11 protein-coding genes are annotated in these 17,470 nt (G+C 63.8%); 7 read left to right on the forward strand and 4 right to left on the reverse strand.

Features of this window, described 5'->3' with window-relative positions; all coding sequences use genetic code 11:
• Window positions 1-10: 10 nt before the first annotated feature.
• From JYG36_RS15670 to JYG36_RS15685, 4 genes are all read left to right on the forward strand, one after another.
• Window positions 11-262, forward strand: a complete 252-nt coding sequence (locus JYG36_RS15670; RefSeq protein WP_213601521.1) for a DUF2934 domain-containing protein — start codon at window positions 11-13, stop codon at window positions 260-262.
• A 128-nt stretch (window positions 263-390) separates the two neighbouring features.
• Window positions 391-2,547, forward strand: a complete 2,157-nt coding sequence (gene glgX / locus JYG36_RS15675) for a glycogen debranching protein GlgX (RefSeq protein WP_213601523.1) — start codon at window positions 391-393, stop codon at window positions 2,545-2,547.
• Complete coding sequence (locus JYG36_RS15680) at window positions 2,537-3,304, forward strand: endonuclease/exonuclease/phosphatase family protein (RefSeq protein ID WP_093383713.1); 768 nt, start codon at window positions 2,537-2,539, stop codon at window positions 3,302-3,304. The genes glgX and JYG36_RS15680 overlap by 11 nt, the downstream gene beginning before the upstream one ends.
• 311 nt (window positions 3,305-3,615) lie before the next feature.
• The gene (locus JYG36_RS15685) at window positions 3,616-4,686 is read left to right on the forward strand and encodes an autotransporter domain-containing protein (RefSeq protein WP_093383718.1); all 1,071 of its coding nucleotides are present in this window, start codon (window positions 3,616-3,618) and stop codon (window positions 4,684-4,686) included.
• A 15-nt stretch (window positions 4,687-4,701) separates the two neighbouring features.
• Here JYG36_RS15685 and glgB read toward each other — a convergent pair whose 3' ends face one another.
• The 3 genes from glgB to JYG36_RS15700 are packed head-to-tail and all read right to left on the reverse strand — an operon-like array spanning window position 4,702 to window position 12,262.
• Window positions 4,702-6,912, reverse strand: coding sequence for a 1,4-alpha-glucan branching protein GlgB (gene glgB / locus JYG36_RS15690; RefSeq protein ID WP_093383722.1), 2,211 nt, complete (start codon window positions 6,910-6,912; stop codon window positions 4,702-4,704).
• On the reverse strand, window positions 6,913-10,224 hold the full coding sequence (gene treS / locus JYG36_RS15695) for a maltose alpha-D-glucosyltransferase (protein ID WP_213601525.1): 3,312 nt from the start codon (window positions 10,222-10,224) through the stop codon (window positions 6,913-6,915). It abuts the gene before it with no gap.
• Window positions 10,225-10,237: 13 nt separating this feature from the next.
• Entirely contained in the window at window positions 10,238-12,262 is a 2,025-nt protein-coding gene (locus tag JYG36_RS15700; protein ID WP_213601527.1) for an alpha-1,4-glucan--maltose-1-phosphate maltosyltransferase, read from the reverse strand.
• Between the two features lie 140 nt (window positions 12,263-12,402).
• Between JYG36_RS15700 and JYG36_RS15705 the strand changes: the two genes are divergently transcribed.
• The gene (locus tag JYG36_RS15705; protein WP_177329165.1) at window positions 12,403-12,564 is read left to right on the forward strand and encodes a hypothetical protein; all 162 of its coding nucleotides are present in this window, start codon (window positions 12,403-12,405) and stop codon (window positions 12,562-12,564) included.
• Window positions 12,565-12,624: 60 nt separating this feature from the next.
• On the opposite strand, the gene JYG36_RS15710 is transcribed toward JYG36_RS15705, so the two are convergent.
• Window positions 12,625-14,298: an AMP-binding protein gene (locus JYG36_RS15710; RefSeq protein ID WP_213601528.1), complete on the reverse strand. Its 1,674-nt coding sequence runs from the start codon at window positions 14,296-14,298 to the stop codon at window positions 12,625-12,627.
• 269 nt (window positions 14,299-14,567) lie between these two features.
• On the opposite strand from JYG36_RS15710, the gene JYG36_RS15715 reads away from it, so the two are divergent.
• Window positions 14,568-15,731, forward strand: a complete 1,164-nt coding sequence (locus tag JYG36_RS15715; RefSeq protein ID WP_213601530.1) for an isovaleryl-CoA dehydrogenase — start codon at window positions 14,568-14,570, stop codon at window positions 15,729-15,731.
• A gap of 132 nt (window positions 15,732-15,863) precedes the next feature.
• The gene (locus JYG36_RS15720) at window positions 15,864-17,468 is read left to right on the forward strand and encodes a carboxyl transferase domain-containing protein (protein ID WP_045198519.1); all 1,605 of its coding nucleotides are present in this window, start codon (window positions 15,864-15,866) and stop codon (window positions 17,466-17,468) included.
• The last annotated feature ends 2 nt before the right edge of the window (window positions 17,469-17,470 follow it).

The raw sequence follows: 17,470 nt of genomic DNA on the forward strand, positions 1-17,470 counted from the left end.
GAGCGTAGAGATGAGTGTCGAAGAAAAACGTATCCGTGAATTCGCCTATCAGATCTGGGAGTCGGAAGGTAAGCCCGAAGGCCAGGAAGAGCGGCACTGGGCGATGGCGCGCAAGCTTGCCGAGGCCGAAGCGCTGGCGCCCAAGGTAACGCCGCGCAAACCGGCCAAGGCGCCGCCGGCCAGTAGCGCCAAGGCCAAGCCGGCAAGCACTGCGCCAGCGCCGAAAAAGCCCAGGACGACCAAGAAGCCACCGACTGCATGAACCTGATCGCCGGGCAAGTCGAGGCGTCGCACCGCCGCTCCTGCACAGCCTGTGGGAGCGGCGGTGCGACGCCTCGACTTGCCCCGCGATAACCCCTGTGCCAACCCCCGGTCTGATCAAGGATTTCCATGAGCAAGCCAAAGCCTACCGCCGAAGTTCACCTAGAACCCTCGCGCATCCGCGAGGGCCTGCCCTTCCCGCTGGGCGCCAGCTGGGATGGGCTGGGGGTCAATTTTGCCCTGTTCTCGGCCAACGCCACCAAGGTTGAACTGTGCCTGTTCGATGCCAGCGGCGAGGTCGAGCTCGAACGCATCGAGCTGCCGGAGTACACCGACGAGATCTTCCACGGCTACCTGCCCGATGCCCATCCCGGGCAGATCTACGGCTACCGCGTACACGGCCCGTACGATCCGGAAAACGGCCACCGTTTCAACCCCAACAAACTGCTGATCGACCCCTACGCCAAGCAACTGGTCGGCAGCCTGAAATGGTCCGAGGCGCTGTTCGGCTACACCATCGGCCACCCCGACGGCGACCTTAGCTTTGATGAGCGCGACAGTGCGCCGTTCGTGCCCAAGTGCAAGGTCATCGACCCGGCCTACACCTGGGGCCGCGACCAGCGCGTGGGCATTCCCTGGGAGCGCACCATCCTCTATGAGGCCCACGTGCGCGGTATCAGCATGCGCCACCCGGCGGTGCCTGAGGCCAATCGCGGCACCTTTGCCGGGCTGATGTGCGACGAACTGCTGGGGCATATCAAGCAGCTTGGGGTGAGCTCGATCGAGTTGCTGCCGATCCATGCCTTCGTCAACGACCAGCATCTGCTGCAAAAGGGCCTGAACAACTATTGGGGCTACAACAGCATCGCCTTTTTTGCCCCGCACCCGCGCTACCTGGCCAACGGCAAGATCGCCGAGTTCAAGGAGATGGTCGCGCACCTGCATGACGCCGGTCTGGAGGTGATTCTCGACGTGGTCTACAACCACACCGCCGAAGGCAACGAGCTGGGCCCGACCCTGTCGATGCGCGGCATCGACAATTGCTCCTACTACCGGCTGATGCCCGATGACAAGCGCTTCTATATCAACGATTCGGGCACCGGCAACACCCTCGACCTCAGCCACCCCTGCGTCTTGCAACTGGTCACCGACTCGTTGCGCTACTGGGCCGGCGAGATGCACGTCGACGGTTTTCGCTTCGACCTGGCGACCATTCTCGGCCGCTACCACGAGGGCTTCGACGAGCGTCACAGCTTTCTCGTTGCCTGCCGCCAGGACCCGCTGCTCAGCCAGGTCAAGCTGATTGCCGAGCCCTGGGACTGCGGCCCCGGTGGCTACCAGGTGGGCAATTTCGCCCCCGGCTGGGCAGAATGGAACGACCGTTTTCGCGATACCGTGCGGGCTTTCTGGAAAGGCGACGAAGGCCAACTGGCCGACTTCGCCGCGCGCATGACCGCCTCCGGCGAGCTGTTCAACCGCCGCGGGCGCAGGCCCTACGCCTCGGTCAACTTCATCACCGCCCATGACGGCTTCACCCTGCGCGACCTGGTGTCGTACAACGACAAGCACAACGAGGACAACGACGAAGGCAACCAGGACGGCAGCAACAACAACCTGTCATGGAACCACGGCGTCGAAGGCCCCACCGACGACCCCGAGATCAAGGCCCTGCGCCTGCGCCAGATGCGCAATTTCTTCGCCACCCTGCTGCTGGCCCAGGGTACGCCGATGATCGTCGCCGGCGACGAGTTCAGTCGCACCCAGCACGGCAACAACAATGCCTACTGCCAGGACAGCGAGATCGGCTGGATCAACTGGGAGCTGGACGAGGATGGTGCGGCGTTGCTCAAGTTCGTCAAGCGCCTGACCAAGCTGCGCCTGGCCTACCCGGTGCTGCGCCGTTCGCGTTTTCTGGTCGGTGACTACAATGAGGCGATCGGGGTCAAGGACGTCACCTGGCTGGCGCCGGACGCCAGCGAGATGAGCGTCGAGCAATGGCAGGACGCCCACGGGCGCTGCCTGGGCATGCTGATGGATGGCCGCGCCCAGGTCAGCGGTATTCTGCGCCCCGGCGCCGATGCCACCTTGCTGCTGATCGTCAACGCCCACCACGATACCGTGGCCTTTACCTTGCCCGAGGTGCCGGAAGGCGAATACTGGAACTGCCTGATCGACACCGACCGGCCGCAACTGCGCAAAGGCGAGCATCATGACTTTGGCAGCGAGTTCCAGGTCAGTGGCCGCTCGTTGCTGTTGCTGGAGCTGTTCCGTGACGATGATGTCTGAAAACCAGGCGGCCGCGGTCAAGCGCCTGCGGGTGCTGACCGTCAATACCCACAAGGGCTTTACCGCCTTCAACCGGCGCTTCATCCTCCCCGAACTGCGTGAAGCGGTGCGCAGCACCCGCGCTGATATCGTCTTTCTCCAGGAGGTGCTCGGCTCCCACGACCGCCATGCCGCCCGTTACGCCGGCTGGCCGCAAACCTCGCAGTACGAGTTTCTCGCCGACAGCATGTGGAGCGATTTCGCCTACGGGCGCAATGCCGTGTACCCGGACGGCCATCACGGCAACGCGCTGTTGTCCAAGTACCCGATCATCGAACACCGCAACCTGGATGTCTCGATCACCGGCCCCGAGCGCCGCGGCCTGCTGCACTGCGTGCTGGATGTGCCCGGGCAGCGCGAGGTGCATGCCATTTGCGTGCACCTGTCACTGCTCGAAAGCCACCGGCAACAGCAGTTGCAACTGCTGCGCAAGCTGCTCGACTCGCTGCCTGGCGATGCCCCGGTGATCATCGCCGGCGACTTCAACGACTGGAAACTGCGCGGCAACCGCACCCTCAACCTGCACCGCGACCTGCACGAAGCCTTCGAGCGTCATCACGGCCTGCTTGCCCGCACCTATCCGGCGCGCTTGCCGCTGCTGCGCCTGGACCGCATCTACCTGCGCAACGCCCACAGCCATGCCCCGCAAATTCTCGGCAACAAGCCCTGGAGCCACCTCTCCGATCACCTGCCATTGGCCGTGGAAGTGCAGCTTTAGCAATCATTCGGCATAGCCGCACCGCTGGAAAGAGCGGTTGCGGCTATAGGATGTAAATTTTTGTTTAATTTCAGCTAATTGCCACTACCAATAGCTTGACAACGGTTATTTCACGCTTTCTTGACGCCCGCCCCGTCCTCTCCTTAGCTACAAGTAATGCAGCAACTGCAGATTCCATTCCGAGCCTCTAGCGCGCGCTTTTCAGCGCGCGACAGGGACCGGTTTGCTGGTTTGGGTCGCCCTCTGGTTTTGCTTTACAGCCCGTGACATCAGGCCAGAACCCTGGCTTATAAAAACAGAGGAGAACCGCCATGAAAAAAACTCCGAATCCTGCGGGCTTTGAGTATGTTTTCTATGCGGTTTCCACGTCGCTGCTACTGGCAACCCCGTTGGAAACCCATGCATTGGGCCTGGAGGATAACGACCCGTTCAACAACCTGGTACAGGCCCAACCTGCACTTTCGCTCAACCCGGTCAGCGCCAGCGGCCTGGGCCTGAGCACCCTCGGTGCGTTTTCCGAACGCCTGGCCGAACGCCATGCGCCAGCACCGAACGACAGCATCGCCAGCCAGTGGGCGCAGTTTTTCCCGACTGCAGTGCGCACCTCAAGCCCAGAGGCCGACAACCTCGCCACGCCGAACCAGAGCCTGCAAATCAGCCCTGATCTGTTCGTTCGTGAAACCGGCGGCGGCAATACTCACCGCGCCGGTTTCTTTGTCGGCCACAGCAACCTGCAAAGCGGTTTCGACGGCCTGCGCAAACCCCAGGTCGGCAACAAAGAGAGCGTGCTCAACCTCGACGGGCAAAGCCTGGGTGTGTACTGGAGCATGACCCACGACCAGGGCTGGCACCTGGATGCGGTGGCCATGGGCACGCGCTTTGATATCAATGGCCGCAGCGAGAGCGGCCAGCGCCTGGATGGCAACGGCCACGCCCTGACCCTCTCGGTCGAGGGCGGCTACCCGATCAGCCTGGGCAACAACTGGACCCTGGAACCGCAAGCACAGTTGATCAACCAGCAGTACTTTCCTGGCAGCCAGACCCAGACCGACACCCAGCAAGCCTTTGACCAGCAGCCCAACTGGACCGGCCGGGTCGGTGCCAAATTGTCGGCGCGCTACAACGTGCGCGGCATGCCGATCGAGCCGTTCGTGCGCACCAACGTCTGGTACGACTTCTCCAATGCCGACACCGTGAGCCTGGACAAGGTCGACAAGATCAGCAGCGGGCGCAACTCCGCCACCGTCGAACTGGGCTTGGGCCTGGTGGCGCGGGTCACGCCGAAAGTGGCGCTGTTTGTCAGCGCCGACTACAGCAGCGATGTCGATGACAATGACCTCAACGGCCTGATCGGCAACCTCGGTGTCAGGGTGCGCTGGTGATGCGAGCGCTGGCCATCACTGCGGCCGCAGGATCAACACCCCCAGCGGCGGCAGGTTGAGCCGCAACGACAGCGGCTGGCCATGGCTGGGCTGGGCCTGACTGGCCACCTCGCCAAGGTTGCCGTAGTTGGAGCCGGCATAGCCCTCGGCGTCGCTGTTGAACACCTCGGCCCAGCGCTCGCCAAACGGCACGCCGATGCGATAGCCCTCGCGCGGCACCGGGGTGAAGTTGGCCACCACCAGCAACGGCTCGCCGTTCACGCTCCAGCGCAGCCAGGCATACACACTGTTGTGCGCGTCATCGCCGATCAACCATTGAAAGCCTTGCGGCACGCAGTCCTGTTCGTGCAGCGCACGCTCGTCGCGGTACAAACGGTTGAGGTCGCTGACCAGCCGTTGCACACCCAGATGCTCGGGGTACTTGAGCAGGTACCAGTCCAGTTCGCTGTCGTGGTTCCACTCGCGCCACTGGCCGAACTCACAGCCCATGAACAACAGTTTTTTGCCCGGATGGGTCCACATGAAGGTCAGGTAGGCGCGCAGGTTGGCGAACTTCTGCCAGCGATCGCCAGGCATCTTGTCGATCAGAGAGTGCTTGCCGTGCACCACCTCGTCATGGGAGATCGGCAGGATGAAATGTTCGGAATAGGCGTAGATCAGGCCGAAGCTCATTTCGTTGTGGTGATAGGTGCGGTGGATCGGGTCGTTCTGGATGTAATGCAGGGTGTCGTGCATCCAGCCCATGTTCCACTTGTAGGCAAAGCCCAAACCGCCCTGCTGGGTTGGCTGGCTGACGCCTGGCCAGGCCGTGGACTCCTCGGCAATCACCAGGGCGCCGGGGGCCTCCAGGGCCACCACGTCGTTGAGGTGACGCAAAAAGTCGATGGCTTCGAGGTTCTCGCGCCCGCCATGGCGATTCGGCACCCACTCGCCGGCCTTGCGCGAGTAGTCGCGGTAGAGCATCGAGGCCACGGCATCGACGCGCAGGCCGTCGATATGAAAATGCTTGAGCCAGTGCAGCGCCGAGGCCAGCATGAAGCCGTGCACTTCGGTGCGCCCAAGGTTGTAGATCAGCGTGTCCCAGTCCTGGTGGAAGCCCTCCAGCGGGTTGTCGTACTCGTACAGCGCGGTGCCGTCGAAGCGCGCCAGGCCGTGGGTGTCGGTGGGGAAATGCGCCGGCACCCAGTCGAGGATCACGCCGATCTGCGCCTGGTGGCAGGCGTCGATGAAGGCGGCAAAGTCTTCGGCACTGCCGTAGCGCGCGGTCGGCGCGAACATCGACAGTGGCTGGTAACCCCAGGAGCCGCCAAACGGATGCTCCATGATCGGCATCAGCTCGATATGGGTAAAGCCCAGCTGCTGGATATAGGGCACCAGGCGCTCGGCCAGCTCGCGCCAGTTGTAAAAGCGCGCCACTTCGCCATTGTCGTCCAGCTCACATTGCCAGGAGCCGGCGTGTAATTCGTAGATCGACAGCGGCGCGCTGCTGGCCTGGCGTTCACCGCGCTGCTGCATCCAGTCCTGGTCTTGCCAGTCATGGGCCAGGGGGCCGGCGACCCTTGAGGCGGTGCTCGGCGGCAACTCGGTGGCGCGGGCCAGCGGGTCGGCCTTGAGCGGCAGGATGCCGTCGCGCCCGAGCACTTCGTATTTGTACGCTTCGCCGGCCCGCAGGCGCGGCACAAACAGTTCCCAGACCCCGGACGGATGGCGCAGGCGCATGGGGTGACGGCGGCCGTCCCAGTTGTTGAAATCACCCACCACCGAGACCCGCCGGGCGTTCGGTGCCCACACCGAAAAGCGCACGCCATCGACACCTTCGACATTCAGCGGTTGCGCGCCCATCGCCGCCGCAAGATCACGGTGATTGCCCTCGGCAAACAGGTACAGGTCCATGTCGCCGAGCAACGGCCCGAAGCTGTAGGGGTCTTCGGTGATCTGCTCGCCGCCGGCCCAGTTGATCTGCAACAGGTACGGCTGCGATTCGCGCAGATGAGTGATGAACAACCCCGGTACCGGGCCCTGCTCCAGCTCTGCCAGCACGCGACTGTCGTCACGGGCCAGCACCCGTACGTTCAGAGCGTTGGGCAGGTAGGCGCGGACAAACTGGCCACCGGCACCATCCGGGTGCGGACCGAGCACCGCGAACGGGTCGGTATGTTCGGCTCTTACCAGGGCATCGATATCGCGCTGCCCCAGTCCTCCTTCCTCGCGCTTGCGTTGCGTCATTTACTGCTCTCCCCAGGTACTGATCAGACCATGCAGGCCATGCAAAGGCACGGCCAGCCAATGCGGACGGTTCTCGGCTTCGTAGAGGATTTCGTAGGCGACTTTCTCGAGGCTGAACAACGCCAGCGCCGCCTGCTCGCCGTCAGCCTGCTGCCAGGCATGGGGCATGGCCGCGGTGGCCAGCCCATAGGCCTCGACAAAAGCATGCCGGGCCTGGTGCAGGTAACGGCGGGCGACGCGCTGACGCGCCTGACGGGCAGCCTCGCAAAGGTCGACAGCAGAAGCACTGCGCAGCACCATCGCTGCAGCATAGTCGAATGAACGCAGCACGCCGCTGACATCCTTGTACGGGCTGTGCCTGGCCCGCCGCTCATCCAGCGGTCGCGCCGGTTCGCCTTCGAAATCGATCAGGTAGGCATCGCCCTGCACCACCAGCACCTGGCCCAGGTGCAAGTCGCCATGTACACGCATCAACAGCCCGCCGACCGCCTGTTTGCTCAGTTCGGCTATGTGCTTGAGCAGGCTCTTGCGTTGCTGTTGCAGGTCGTCGACCAGGGCCTGGCTGGCGCTGTCGAGGCTGGCGCGATGTGCTTGCAGCAGGTCCAGGGCGCGGCTCAGCTGGGCGCTGATGTGCTTGTTCCAGGCCTGGCTGTCGCGGCTGCTGCTGGCCCGCGGCTGGAACGCCGGATCGGCGCTGGGCGCCGCCAGCAGCAGGTGCATCTCGCCCAGGCGCTGGCCGAGCAAGGCGGCAAAATCGGCAAGGTCCTGCAGGGCATCGGTGTGCACGTCCTGATCGTTGCTCGATGGCTCCATCTCGTCGCGGATGGCCCGTTCGAGGTTGTTCTGGGTCCAGTCCCAGGCGTCGCCCTGATTGCTCAGGTAGCCCTGGGCGATCATCAGCAGGTGCGGTTGCGCCTTAGCGTCGACGCGGCTGACCCAGGCCAGCAGCGGCGAGATATTGGCAAAGCCTGCGGCCGTCAGGTAGGCGCTCATTTCCAGCTCGGGGTGCACCCCGGGGTTGACCCGGCGGATCAGCTTGAGCACCAGGCTGCCACCGACCACCACCGAACTGTTGGACTGCTCGGCGCTCAGGTAGCGCACTTGCGCGTCGTCGCCCAGGTTCAATGCCGCCAGTTGTTCTGTGGCGGTAAAACGCAGCTCGCCCTCGCTGCACGGCAAGCGCAAGCCGTCCTTGCAGCCGGCCAATACCGCGCGCACGAAGCTCTCAAGCACGAAGCCATCGGTGATCAGCCCCACCTGGCGGCCGCGGCGCACCCGCGCCAGGGCCAGTTGCTGCGGCGCCGGGCTGTTGATGTTTTCTTCGCCGATCAGGCCGAACGGCAGTTGATAGCGGCTGCTCTGGCCGCCGCCCTGCACGTCGATCTCGCTGAGCAGCACCGGGCTGGTGGTGTCGCCAAAACGCACGCCGTAGGCGATCTGCACCTGTTCGATGCGGCTTTCCTTGCCGGCAAACCAGCGGCGCTTGGGCAGGTACTGGGGCAGGATGCTGTCTTGCAAAGTGGCCCGCGACGGCGCTTCAAGCAGCTCTTCCATGCGCTTTTTCAGCACCAGTGTGGTGAACTCCGGCAGGCTCTGGGCCGGCTCCATGTGCCAGCTGGGCATCTGGTCCTTGTCAGCGAGCAGGAACCAGTAAAAGCCGTAAGGCGGCAAGGTCAGCAGAAACGGCAACTGGCCGATCGGCGGGAAGGCACTGCCGCCGAGCATCTCCACCGGCACCTTGTCGGCGTACTGCTGCAGCTCAAGCTCAGCCGCCTGTGCGGCGCGCGAGACGTTGGCCACGCAGAGGATGATCTCGGCCTTGCCGTCGCTGCCGGTGTACTCGCGGATGTAGGCGAGAATCCGCCGGTTGCTCGGCGTGAGCATCTTCAGTGCGCCGCGGCCGAAGGCTTTTTGCTGCTTGCGCACCGCCAGCAGGCGGCGGTTCCAGTTCAATAGCGAATGCGGGTCGTGGGCCTGGGCCTCGACGTTGACCGACTGGAAACCGTACAGCGGGTCCATGATCGGCGGCAGCACCAGGCGCGCCGGGTCGGCGCGCGAGAACCCGCCGTTGCGGTCGATCGACCACTGCATCGGCGTGCGCACGCCATCGCGGTCGCCCAGGTAGATGTTGTCGCCCATGCCGATTTCGTCGCCGTAGTACAGGGTCGGCGTGCCGGGCATCGACAGCAGCAGGCTGCACAAAAGCTCGACCCGGCGCCGGTCGCGCTGCAGCAGCGGCGCCAGGCGCCGGCGAATGCCGAGGTTGATCCGCGCCCGGCGATCCTCGGCGTAGTAGTTCCACAAGTAGTCGCGCTCGCGGTCGGTGACCATCTCCAGGGTCAGCTCATCGTGGTTGCGCAAGAAGATCGCCCATTGGCAGTTGGCCGGGATCTCCGGGGTCTGACGCAGGATGTCGGTGATCGGAAAGCGGTCTTCCTGGGCCACGGCCATGTACATGCGCGGCATCAGCGGGAAGTGAAAAGCCATGTGGCATTCATCGCCCTGCCCTTCGCCAAAGTACAACTGGGTGTCTTCCGGCCACTGGTTGGCCTCGGCCAGGAGCATGCGGTCGGGGTAGTTGGCATCGATCTCGGCGCGGATCTTTTTCAGCACCTGGTGGGTTTCGGGCAGGTTCTCGTTGTTGGTGCCGTCGCGCTCGATCAGGTAAGGGATGGCGTCCAGGCGCAGGCCGTCGACGCCCAGGTCGAGCCAGTAGCGCATGACCCCGAGCACCGCCTTGAGCACCTGCGGGTTGTCGAAATTGAGGTCCGGCTGGTGCGAGTAGAAGCGGTGCCAGAAGTATTGGCCGGCCACCGGGTCCCAGGTCCAGTTGGATTTCTCGGTGTCGAGGAAGATGATCCGCGTGCCGTCGTACTTCTGGTCGCTGTCGGACCACACGTAAAAGTCCCGGGCCTTGCTCCCCGGCTTGGCGCGCCGGGCTTTCTGGAACCACGGATGCTGGTCGGAGGTGTGGTTGATGACAAGTTCGGTTATCACCCGCAGGCCGCGCTTGTGGGCCTCGGCAATGAAGCGTTTTACGTCAGCCAGGGTGCCGTAGTCGGGGTGCACTGCCTTGTACTCGGCGATGTCGTAGCCATCATCGCGCCGTGGCGAAGGGTAGAACGGCAGCAGCCACAGGGTGTTGACCCCAAGCTCGGCGATGTAGTCGAGCTTGGCGATCAGGCCGGGGAAGTCACCGATGCCGTCGTTGTTGGAATCAAAGAAGGATTTGACGTGTACCTGGTAGATGATCGCGTCCTTGTACCACAACGGATCATCGATAAAGGCGGCTGGGCGGGCGCGCTTGGCCATGCTCGACTCCTTTCTAGTGGGCTTTTTCGATACGCCAGACAGCGAACGGCAGGTGCCAGGGCTCGATGCGCATCCATTGGGTCTTGCCATGCCAGGTCCAGCGATGGCCGCTCATCAGGTCTTCGCCGAAGGTGTCGGCATGGTCGTCCAGGCCCAGCTCCCACAACGGCAGTTCGAAGTGCGCCTCCTGGGCGTTGTGCGGGTCGAGGCTGACGGCGATGAGGATGAAGTTGTCGCGCTCGGCAGTGCGTTTGCCGAAGTACAGGATGTTGTCGTTCCAGGCGTTATAGAAAGCCACGCCCAGGTGGGTGTGCAAGGCCGGATTCTGCCGGCGGATACGGTTGAGCTGGGCGATTTCGGCGATTATATTGCCTGGCTGGCTGAAGTCGCGCGGGCGGATCTGGTACTTCTCCGAATCCAGGTATTCCTCCTTGCCTGGCACCGGCGTCGCCTCGCACAGCTCGAACCCTGAGTACATGCCCCACAGGCCCGAGCCCATGGCCGCCAGCGCGGCGCGAATAAGGAAGCCGGCACGCCCCGATTCATGCAGAAAGTACGGGTTGATGTCCGGGGTATTGACGAAGTAGTTCGGCCGGTAGCAGTAGCACCACGGCGGCTGGTTGAGCTCCTCGAAGTAGCTTTGCAGCTCGGCCTTGGTGTTGCGCCAGGTGAAGTAGCTGTAGCTCTGGGAGTAACCGACCTTGCCCAGGCGCGCCATCATCGCAGGCTTGGTGAAGGCCTCGGCGAGGAAGATAACGTCCGGGTACTGGCTGCGCACATTGGCGATCAGCCAATGCCAGAACGGCAAGGGCTTGGTGTGCGGGTTGTCGACGCGAAAGGTCTTGACCCCCTCCTTGACCCAGCCCACCACCACATCGCGCAGCGCCAGCCACAGGGCCGGTACCGAATCGGCGGCATAGAAGTCGACGTTGACGATGTCCTGGTACTTTTTCGGTGGGTTCTCGGCATAGCGGATGCTGCCGTCCGGGCGCCAGGAGAACCAGCCCGGGTGCTCCTTGAGCCAGGGGTGGTCCTGGGAACACTGAATGGCAAAATCCAGGGCGATTTCCAGGCCGTGCCCGGCGGCGGCGGCCACCAGCCGGCGAAAATCCTCGCGGCTGCCCAGTTGTGGGTGAATCGCCTCGTGCCCGCCCTCGGCGCCGCCAATCGCATAAGGGCTGCCGGGGTCACCGGGCTCGGCCTGCAAGGCATTGTTGCGGCCCTTGCGGTGGCGCACACCGATCGGGTGGATGGGCGGGAAGTACAGCACGTCAAAGCCCATGTCGCGGATCATCGGCAAGCGTTGGTGCACGTCATTGAAGGTACCGTGCCGTTCGGGGTCGTCGGTGACCGAGCGCGGAAACAGCTCGTACCAACTGGCGAACCGGGCCTGGATGCGTTCGACATCCAGCGGGTATTCAGGGCTGCGGCTGAGGTAGGTACGGTGCTCGGCCTCGGCCATCAGAACGGCGGTGTCCGGGTGCAGCAGCAAGGCCACCTGCTCGTCGACGGGCAAACCGGGCAGGTGCTGGTACAGGGCCTGCAGCTGGTCACGCAGGGGGCCGTTGCTGCGACCGATATTGTGCTCGATCTGCAGCAGCCCTTCCTGCAGCTCCAGGGGCACCGCGACGCCTGCGTTGAATTTCTTCTCCAGGTCGTGGCAATAGGTGGCGAACGGGTCGATCCAGGCCTCGATGCTGAACAGGTGGCGGCCCTGCTCGCTGACGGTGAACTCGGCCTGCCACAGGTCATTGCCGGCAAACTGCATCGGCACGCGGTGCCAGCGCCGGCTGTGGGCCTGGCGCCAGTTGAGCATCACTGCCAGGGCGTCATGACCGTCGGCGTAAACCTTGCTGCTGACCTGCACCGGCTCAGCGACCACCGCCTTGACCGCAAACAGCCCGCCATCAAGCACCGGCACGGTGTTCTCGATCACGATCCGCGGTTCGAGCAGGGCCTGGGACAGGCTCAGGGCCTGGCCCGGGTGGTCGCTAGCCGCAGTCATACGGTCGGTTTCGAAGGGCTCATCGCGGGTCATCGAACGTTGCTCCGTTATGAAGTGGCGGTAAAGGTTCAGAGCGGGGGCGCGGCCCGGGGTTCAAAAAAAATGAGCGATTGGCCGGGCCCGGGGTCGAAACCCTGAGCATGCCATCCACAACCCCGTTGCGAGGTCAGGCCATGAACATTCCCATCCCGGCTGAAACGCCCGATCCGAATATCGACGACCCGACACTGCCACCGCCGGTGCCAGAGCAGGACCCTGATGAGGTGCCGGTGCAACCGACGGTGCCGCCCACCGTGGGCGACCCGCCGAGTAACGAGCCGCCGGTGAAAGCGTAGACATCGCGGGGCAAGCCCGCTCCTGCAATATAAGTAGGAGCGGGCTTGCCCCACGAAAAATCAGCGGTTGATCAGCTCTTCAATGCTGATCTCGCGCATCCTGAACTTCTGCACCTTGCCGGTCACCGTCATCGGAAACTCATCGACAAAGCGGAAGTAGCGCGGGGCCTTGAAGTGGGCAATGCGGCTCTTGCACCACTGTTGCAGTTCGATCTCGCTGGCGCTGTGGCCGGGGTGAAACTTGATCCAGGCGACGATCTCTTCGCCATAACGCTCATCGGGTATGCCGATCACCTGCACATCCGCCACCGCCGGGTGGGTAAAGAAGAACTCTTCCAGCTCGCGCGGATAGATGTTCTCACCGCCGCGAATGATCATGTCCTTGTTGCGCCCGGCGATGCACACATAGCCGGCCTCGTTCATGCTCGCGAGGTCGCCGGTGTGCATCCAGCCGGCCGGATCGATGGCTTCGCTGGAGGCCGCCGGGTTGCCCCAGTAACCGAGCATCACGCTGTAACCGCGGGTGCACAGCTCGCCGATCTGCCCGCGCGGCACAATGCAGCCCTGCTCATCGATGATCTTGCTTTCCAGCTGCGGCTGGGTCCGCCCTACCGTGGTCACGCGAAGTTCAAGGTCGTCATCGGCGCCGGTCTGCAACGACACCGGGCTGGTTTCGGTCATGCCGTAGGCGATCTGCACCTCGCTCATGTGCATCTCGCCGATCACCCGGCGCATCACCTCGATCGGGCAGGTGGCGCCGGCCATGATCCCGGTGCGCAGGGTCGACAGGTCCATCTCGCTACGCTGCGGGTGATCGAGCATGGCGATGAACATGGTCGGCACGCCATACAGGGCGGTGGCCCTCTCCTCGATGACGCAGTTCAACGTCAGCAGCGGATCGAAGGCGTCGTTGGGGTAGATCATGGTGCTGCCATGGGTGACACAGCCGAGGTTGCCCATGACCATGCCGAAGCAGTGGTACAGCGGCACCGGGATCACCATGCGGTCGTGCTCGCTCAGGCCCAGGCTCTCGCCGACCATGTAGCCGTTGTTGAGGATGTTGTAGTGGCTGAGGGTCGCGCCCTTGGGGAAGCCGGTGGTGCCGGAGGTGTACTGGATGTTCACTGGTTGGTCGAACTGCAGGCTGTGCTGACGGGCCTGGAAGTCGGCCGGGTCGGTTTCGCTGGCCAGCCAGGCCAGGCGCTCCCAGGGCAGAAAGCCTGCTGGCGGCTGGGCATCAAGGCTGATCAACCCGCGCAGCTGCGGCAGGCGTTCGCTGCGTAGCTGCCCTGGCGCTTGCTGGGCGAGGTTGGGCAGCAGCTCGCCAAGCATGGCGTGGTAATCGCAAGTCTTGAAGGCACCGGCGCTGATCAGCCACTGGCAGCCCGACTGCTTGAGCACGTATTCAAGCTCGCTGGTGCGATACGCCGGGTTGATGTTGACCAGGATCACGCCGATCTTGGCGCTGGCGAACTGGGCAATGCACCACTGCGCGCAATTGGGCGCCCAGATGCCTAAGCGATCGCCGGTTTTCAGCCCCAGCGCCATCAGCGCGCGGGCATGCAGGTCGACGCTGGCGGCCAGCGTCTGCCAGGTGTAGCGCTGCTGCTGATGTCGCACCACCAGCGCCTCGCGCTGGGCAAAGCGGGCGACCGTCTGGTCGAATGCCTGGCCGATGGTCATGGCCAGCAACGGCTTGTCCTGACGGCCCTGGGTATAGCTCGGTTGATTCATGGCGGTCCCTTTTTGTGGTTGTTCTGGGAGCTGATTCAAGCGCGACTTACTCTGGCGCATATTTACGTTAACGTAAAGGTCATGGCGAGATTGACAGCTAACGATGGCAGGTTTACGTTAACGTAAAGGTTACTGACAAACAGGGTTTGTGTTGTGAGGCTATCGCGGGGCAAGCCCGCTCCCACAAAGAACTGTAGGAGCGGGCATAACCTGCGATGAGGCCAGCACAAGCACCCTTAATCCAAGAACAATCAACAATAGGTGCCCGCATGCGTTATCCGACCCTGAACTTCGCCCTGGGCGAAACCATCGACATGCTTCGCGACCAGGTGCAGTCCTTCGTCGCCGCAGAGCTGGCGCCACGCGCCGCGCAGATCGACCAGGACAACCTGTTCCCCGCCGACATGTGGCGCAAGTTCGGTGACATGGGCCTGCTGGGCATCACCGTCAGTGAAGAATACGGCGGCGCCGGCCTGGGCTACCTGGCCCACGTGGTGGCCATGGAAGAAATCAGCCGCGGCTCGGCCTCGGTCGCCCTCTCCTACGGCGCCCATTCCAACCTCTGCGTCAACCAGATCAACCGCAACGGCAACGCCGAGCAGAAAGCCAAGTACCTGCCCAAGCTGATCAGTGGCGAGCACATCGGCGCCCTGGCCATGAGCGAGCCGAATGCCGGTTCCGACGTGGTATCGATGAAACTGCGCGCCGAACTGCGCGGCGACCACTTCGTCCTCAACGGCAGCAAGACCTGGATCACCAACGGCCCGGACGCCAACACCTACGTGATCTACGCCAAGACCGACCTCGACAAAGGCGCCCACGGCATCACCGCCTTTATTGTCGAACGCGACTGGAAAGGCTTCAGCCGCAGCAACAAGTTCGACAAGCTGGGCATGCGCGGCTCGAACACCTGCGAGCTGTTCTTCGACAACGTCGAAGTCCCCAAAGAGAACATCCTCGGCGTGCTCAACGGCGGCGTCAAAGTACTGATGAGCGGCCTGGACTACGAGCGCGTGGTGCTCTCCGGCGGCCCGACCGGGATCATGCAGGCCTGCATGGACCTGGTGGTGCCCTACATCCACGACCGCAAGCAGTTCGGCCAGAGCATCGGCGAGTTCCAGCTGATCCAGGGCAAAATCGCCGACATGTACACCCAGCTCAACGCCAGCCGCGCCTACCTGTACGCCGTGGCCCAGGCCTGCGACCGCGCCGAAACCACGCGCAAGGACGCCGCCGGGGTCATCCTCTACACCGCCGAGCGCGCCACCCAGATGGCCCTTGAGGCGATCCAGATTCTGGGAGGCAACGGCTACATCAACGAATTCCCGGCCGGCCGCCTGCTGCGCGATGCCAAGCTCTACGAGATCGGCGCCGGCACCAGTGAGATCCGCCGGATGCTGATCGGCCGCGAACTCTTCCAAGAGACGCGCTGAAGCGCTTAGCAGCAAGCTACAAGCGGCAAGTCGATGCAGCCCCCGCAGTGCTGACGGCTCGCGACTGCCGCCATAACACAGATCAGTCTTGCAGCTTGAAGCTTGTCGCTTGATTCTGCGTGAGGAACCACAATGATCATCAAGTCTCACATCAATCCGAAGTCAGCAGAGTTCGCGCAGAGCTACGCCGCCATGGCGAACCAGGTCGACGCCTTGCGCAGCCTGATCGCCCAGGTGCACCAGGGCGGTGGGCCCAAGGCCCAGGAGCGGCACACCTCGCGGGGCAAACTGCTGCCACGCGAACGTATCGACCGCCTGCTCGACGCAGGTTCGCCGTTCCTTGAAATCGGCCAGCTGGCCGCCCATGAGGTGTACGGCGAAGACGTCCCGGCCGCAGGCGTGATCGCCGGCATTGGCCGGGTTGAAGGCGTCGAATGCATGATCGTCGCCAACGACGCCACGGTCAAAGGCGGCTCCTACTACCCGCTAACGGTGAAAAAACACCTGCGCGCCCAGGCCATCGCCCTGCAGAACCGCCTGCCGTGCCTGTACCTGGTGGACTCCGGTGGCGCCAACCTGCCGCGCCAGGATGAAGTGTTCCCCGACCGCGAGCACTTCGGGCGGATCTTCTTCAACCAGGCCAACATGAGCGCCCTCGGCATTCCCCAGATCGCCGTGGTCATGGGCTCGTGCACCGCCGGCGGCGCCTATGTGCCGGCCATGGCCGACGAAGCGATCATGGTCCGCCAGCAGGCGACGATCTTTCTTGCCGGCCCCCCGCTGGTCAAGGCTGCCACCGGCGAAGTGGTCAGCGCCGAAGACCTCGGCGGCGCCGACGTACACTGCAAAACCAGCGGCGTCGCCGACCACTATGCCGACAACGACGAACACGCCCTGGCCATCGCCCGGCGCTGCGTGGCCAACCTCAACTGGCACAAGCTCGGCGAGTTGCAGCAGCGCGCGCCAGTGGCGCCGCTGTACAGCAGTGAAGAGCTGTACGGCGTGGTGCCGGCCGATGCCAAGCAGCCGTTCGATGTGCGCGAGGTAATTGCGCGGCTGGTCGACGGCTCGGTATTCGATGAGTTCAAGGCGTTGTTCGGCACCACTCTGGTGTGCGGCTTTGCCCACCTGCACGGGTATCCGGTAGCGATCCTGGCCAACAACGGCATCCTCTTCGCAGAAGCTGCGCAAAAAGGCGCGCACTTCATCGAGCTGGCCTGCCAGCGCGGCATCCCGCTGCTGTTCTTGCAGAACATTACCGGCTTCATGGTCGGCCAGAAGTACGAGGCCGGTGGCATCGCCAAGCATGGCGCCAAGCTGGTCACCGCGGTGGCCTGCGCCCAGGTGCCGAAGTTCACCGTGATCATCGGCGGCAGCTTTGGAGCCGGCAACTACGGCATGTGCGGCCGCGCCTACGACCCGCGCTTCTTGTGGATGTGGCCAAACGCACGGATCGGCGTGATGGGCGCCGAACAGGCCGCCGGCGTGCTCGCCCAGGTCAAGCGCGAGCAGAGCGAGCGCAGCGGCCAGGCCTTCAGCGCCGAAGACGAAGCGCGTCTGAAGCAGCCGATCCTCGACCAGTACGAGCACCAGGGCCACCCTTACTACTCCAGCGCCCGGCTGTGGGACGACGGCGTCATCGACCCGGCGCAAACCCGCGAGATCCTTGGCCTGGCGTTGTCCGCGGCCCTCAACGCACCGATCGAACAGAGCCGTTTCGGCATTTTCCGGATGTGACC

It is taken from the genome of Pseudomonas sp. SORT22 (genome assembly GCF_018417635.1).
Lineage (GTDB): Bacteria > Pseudomonadota > Gammaproteobacteria > Pseudomonadales > Pseudomonadaceae > Aquipseudomonas.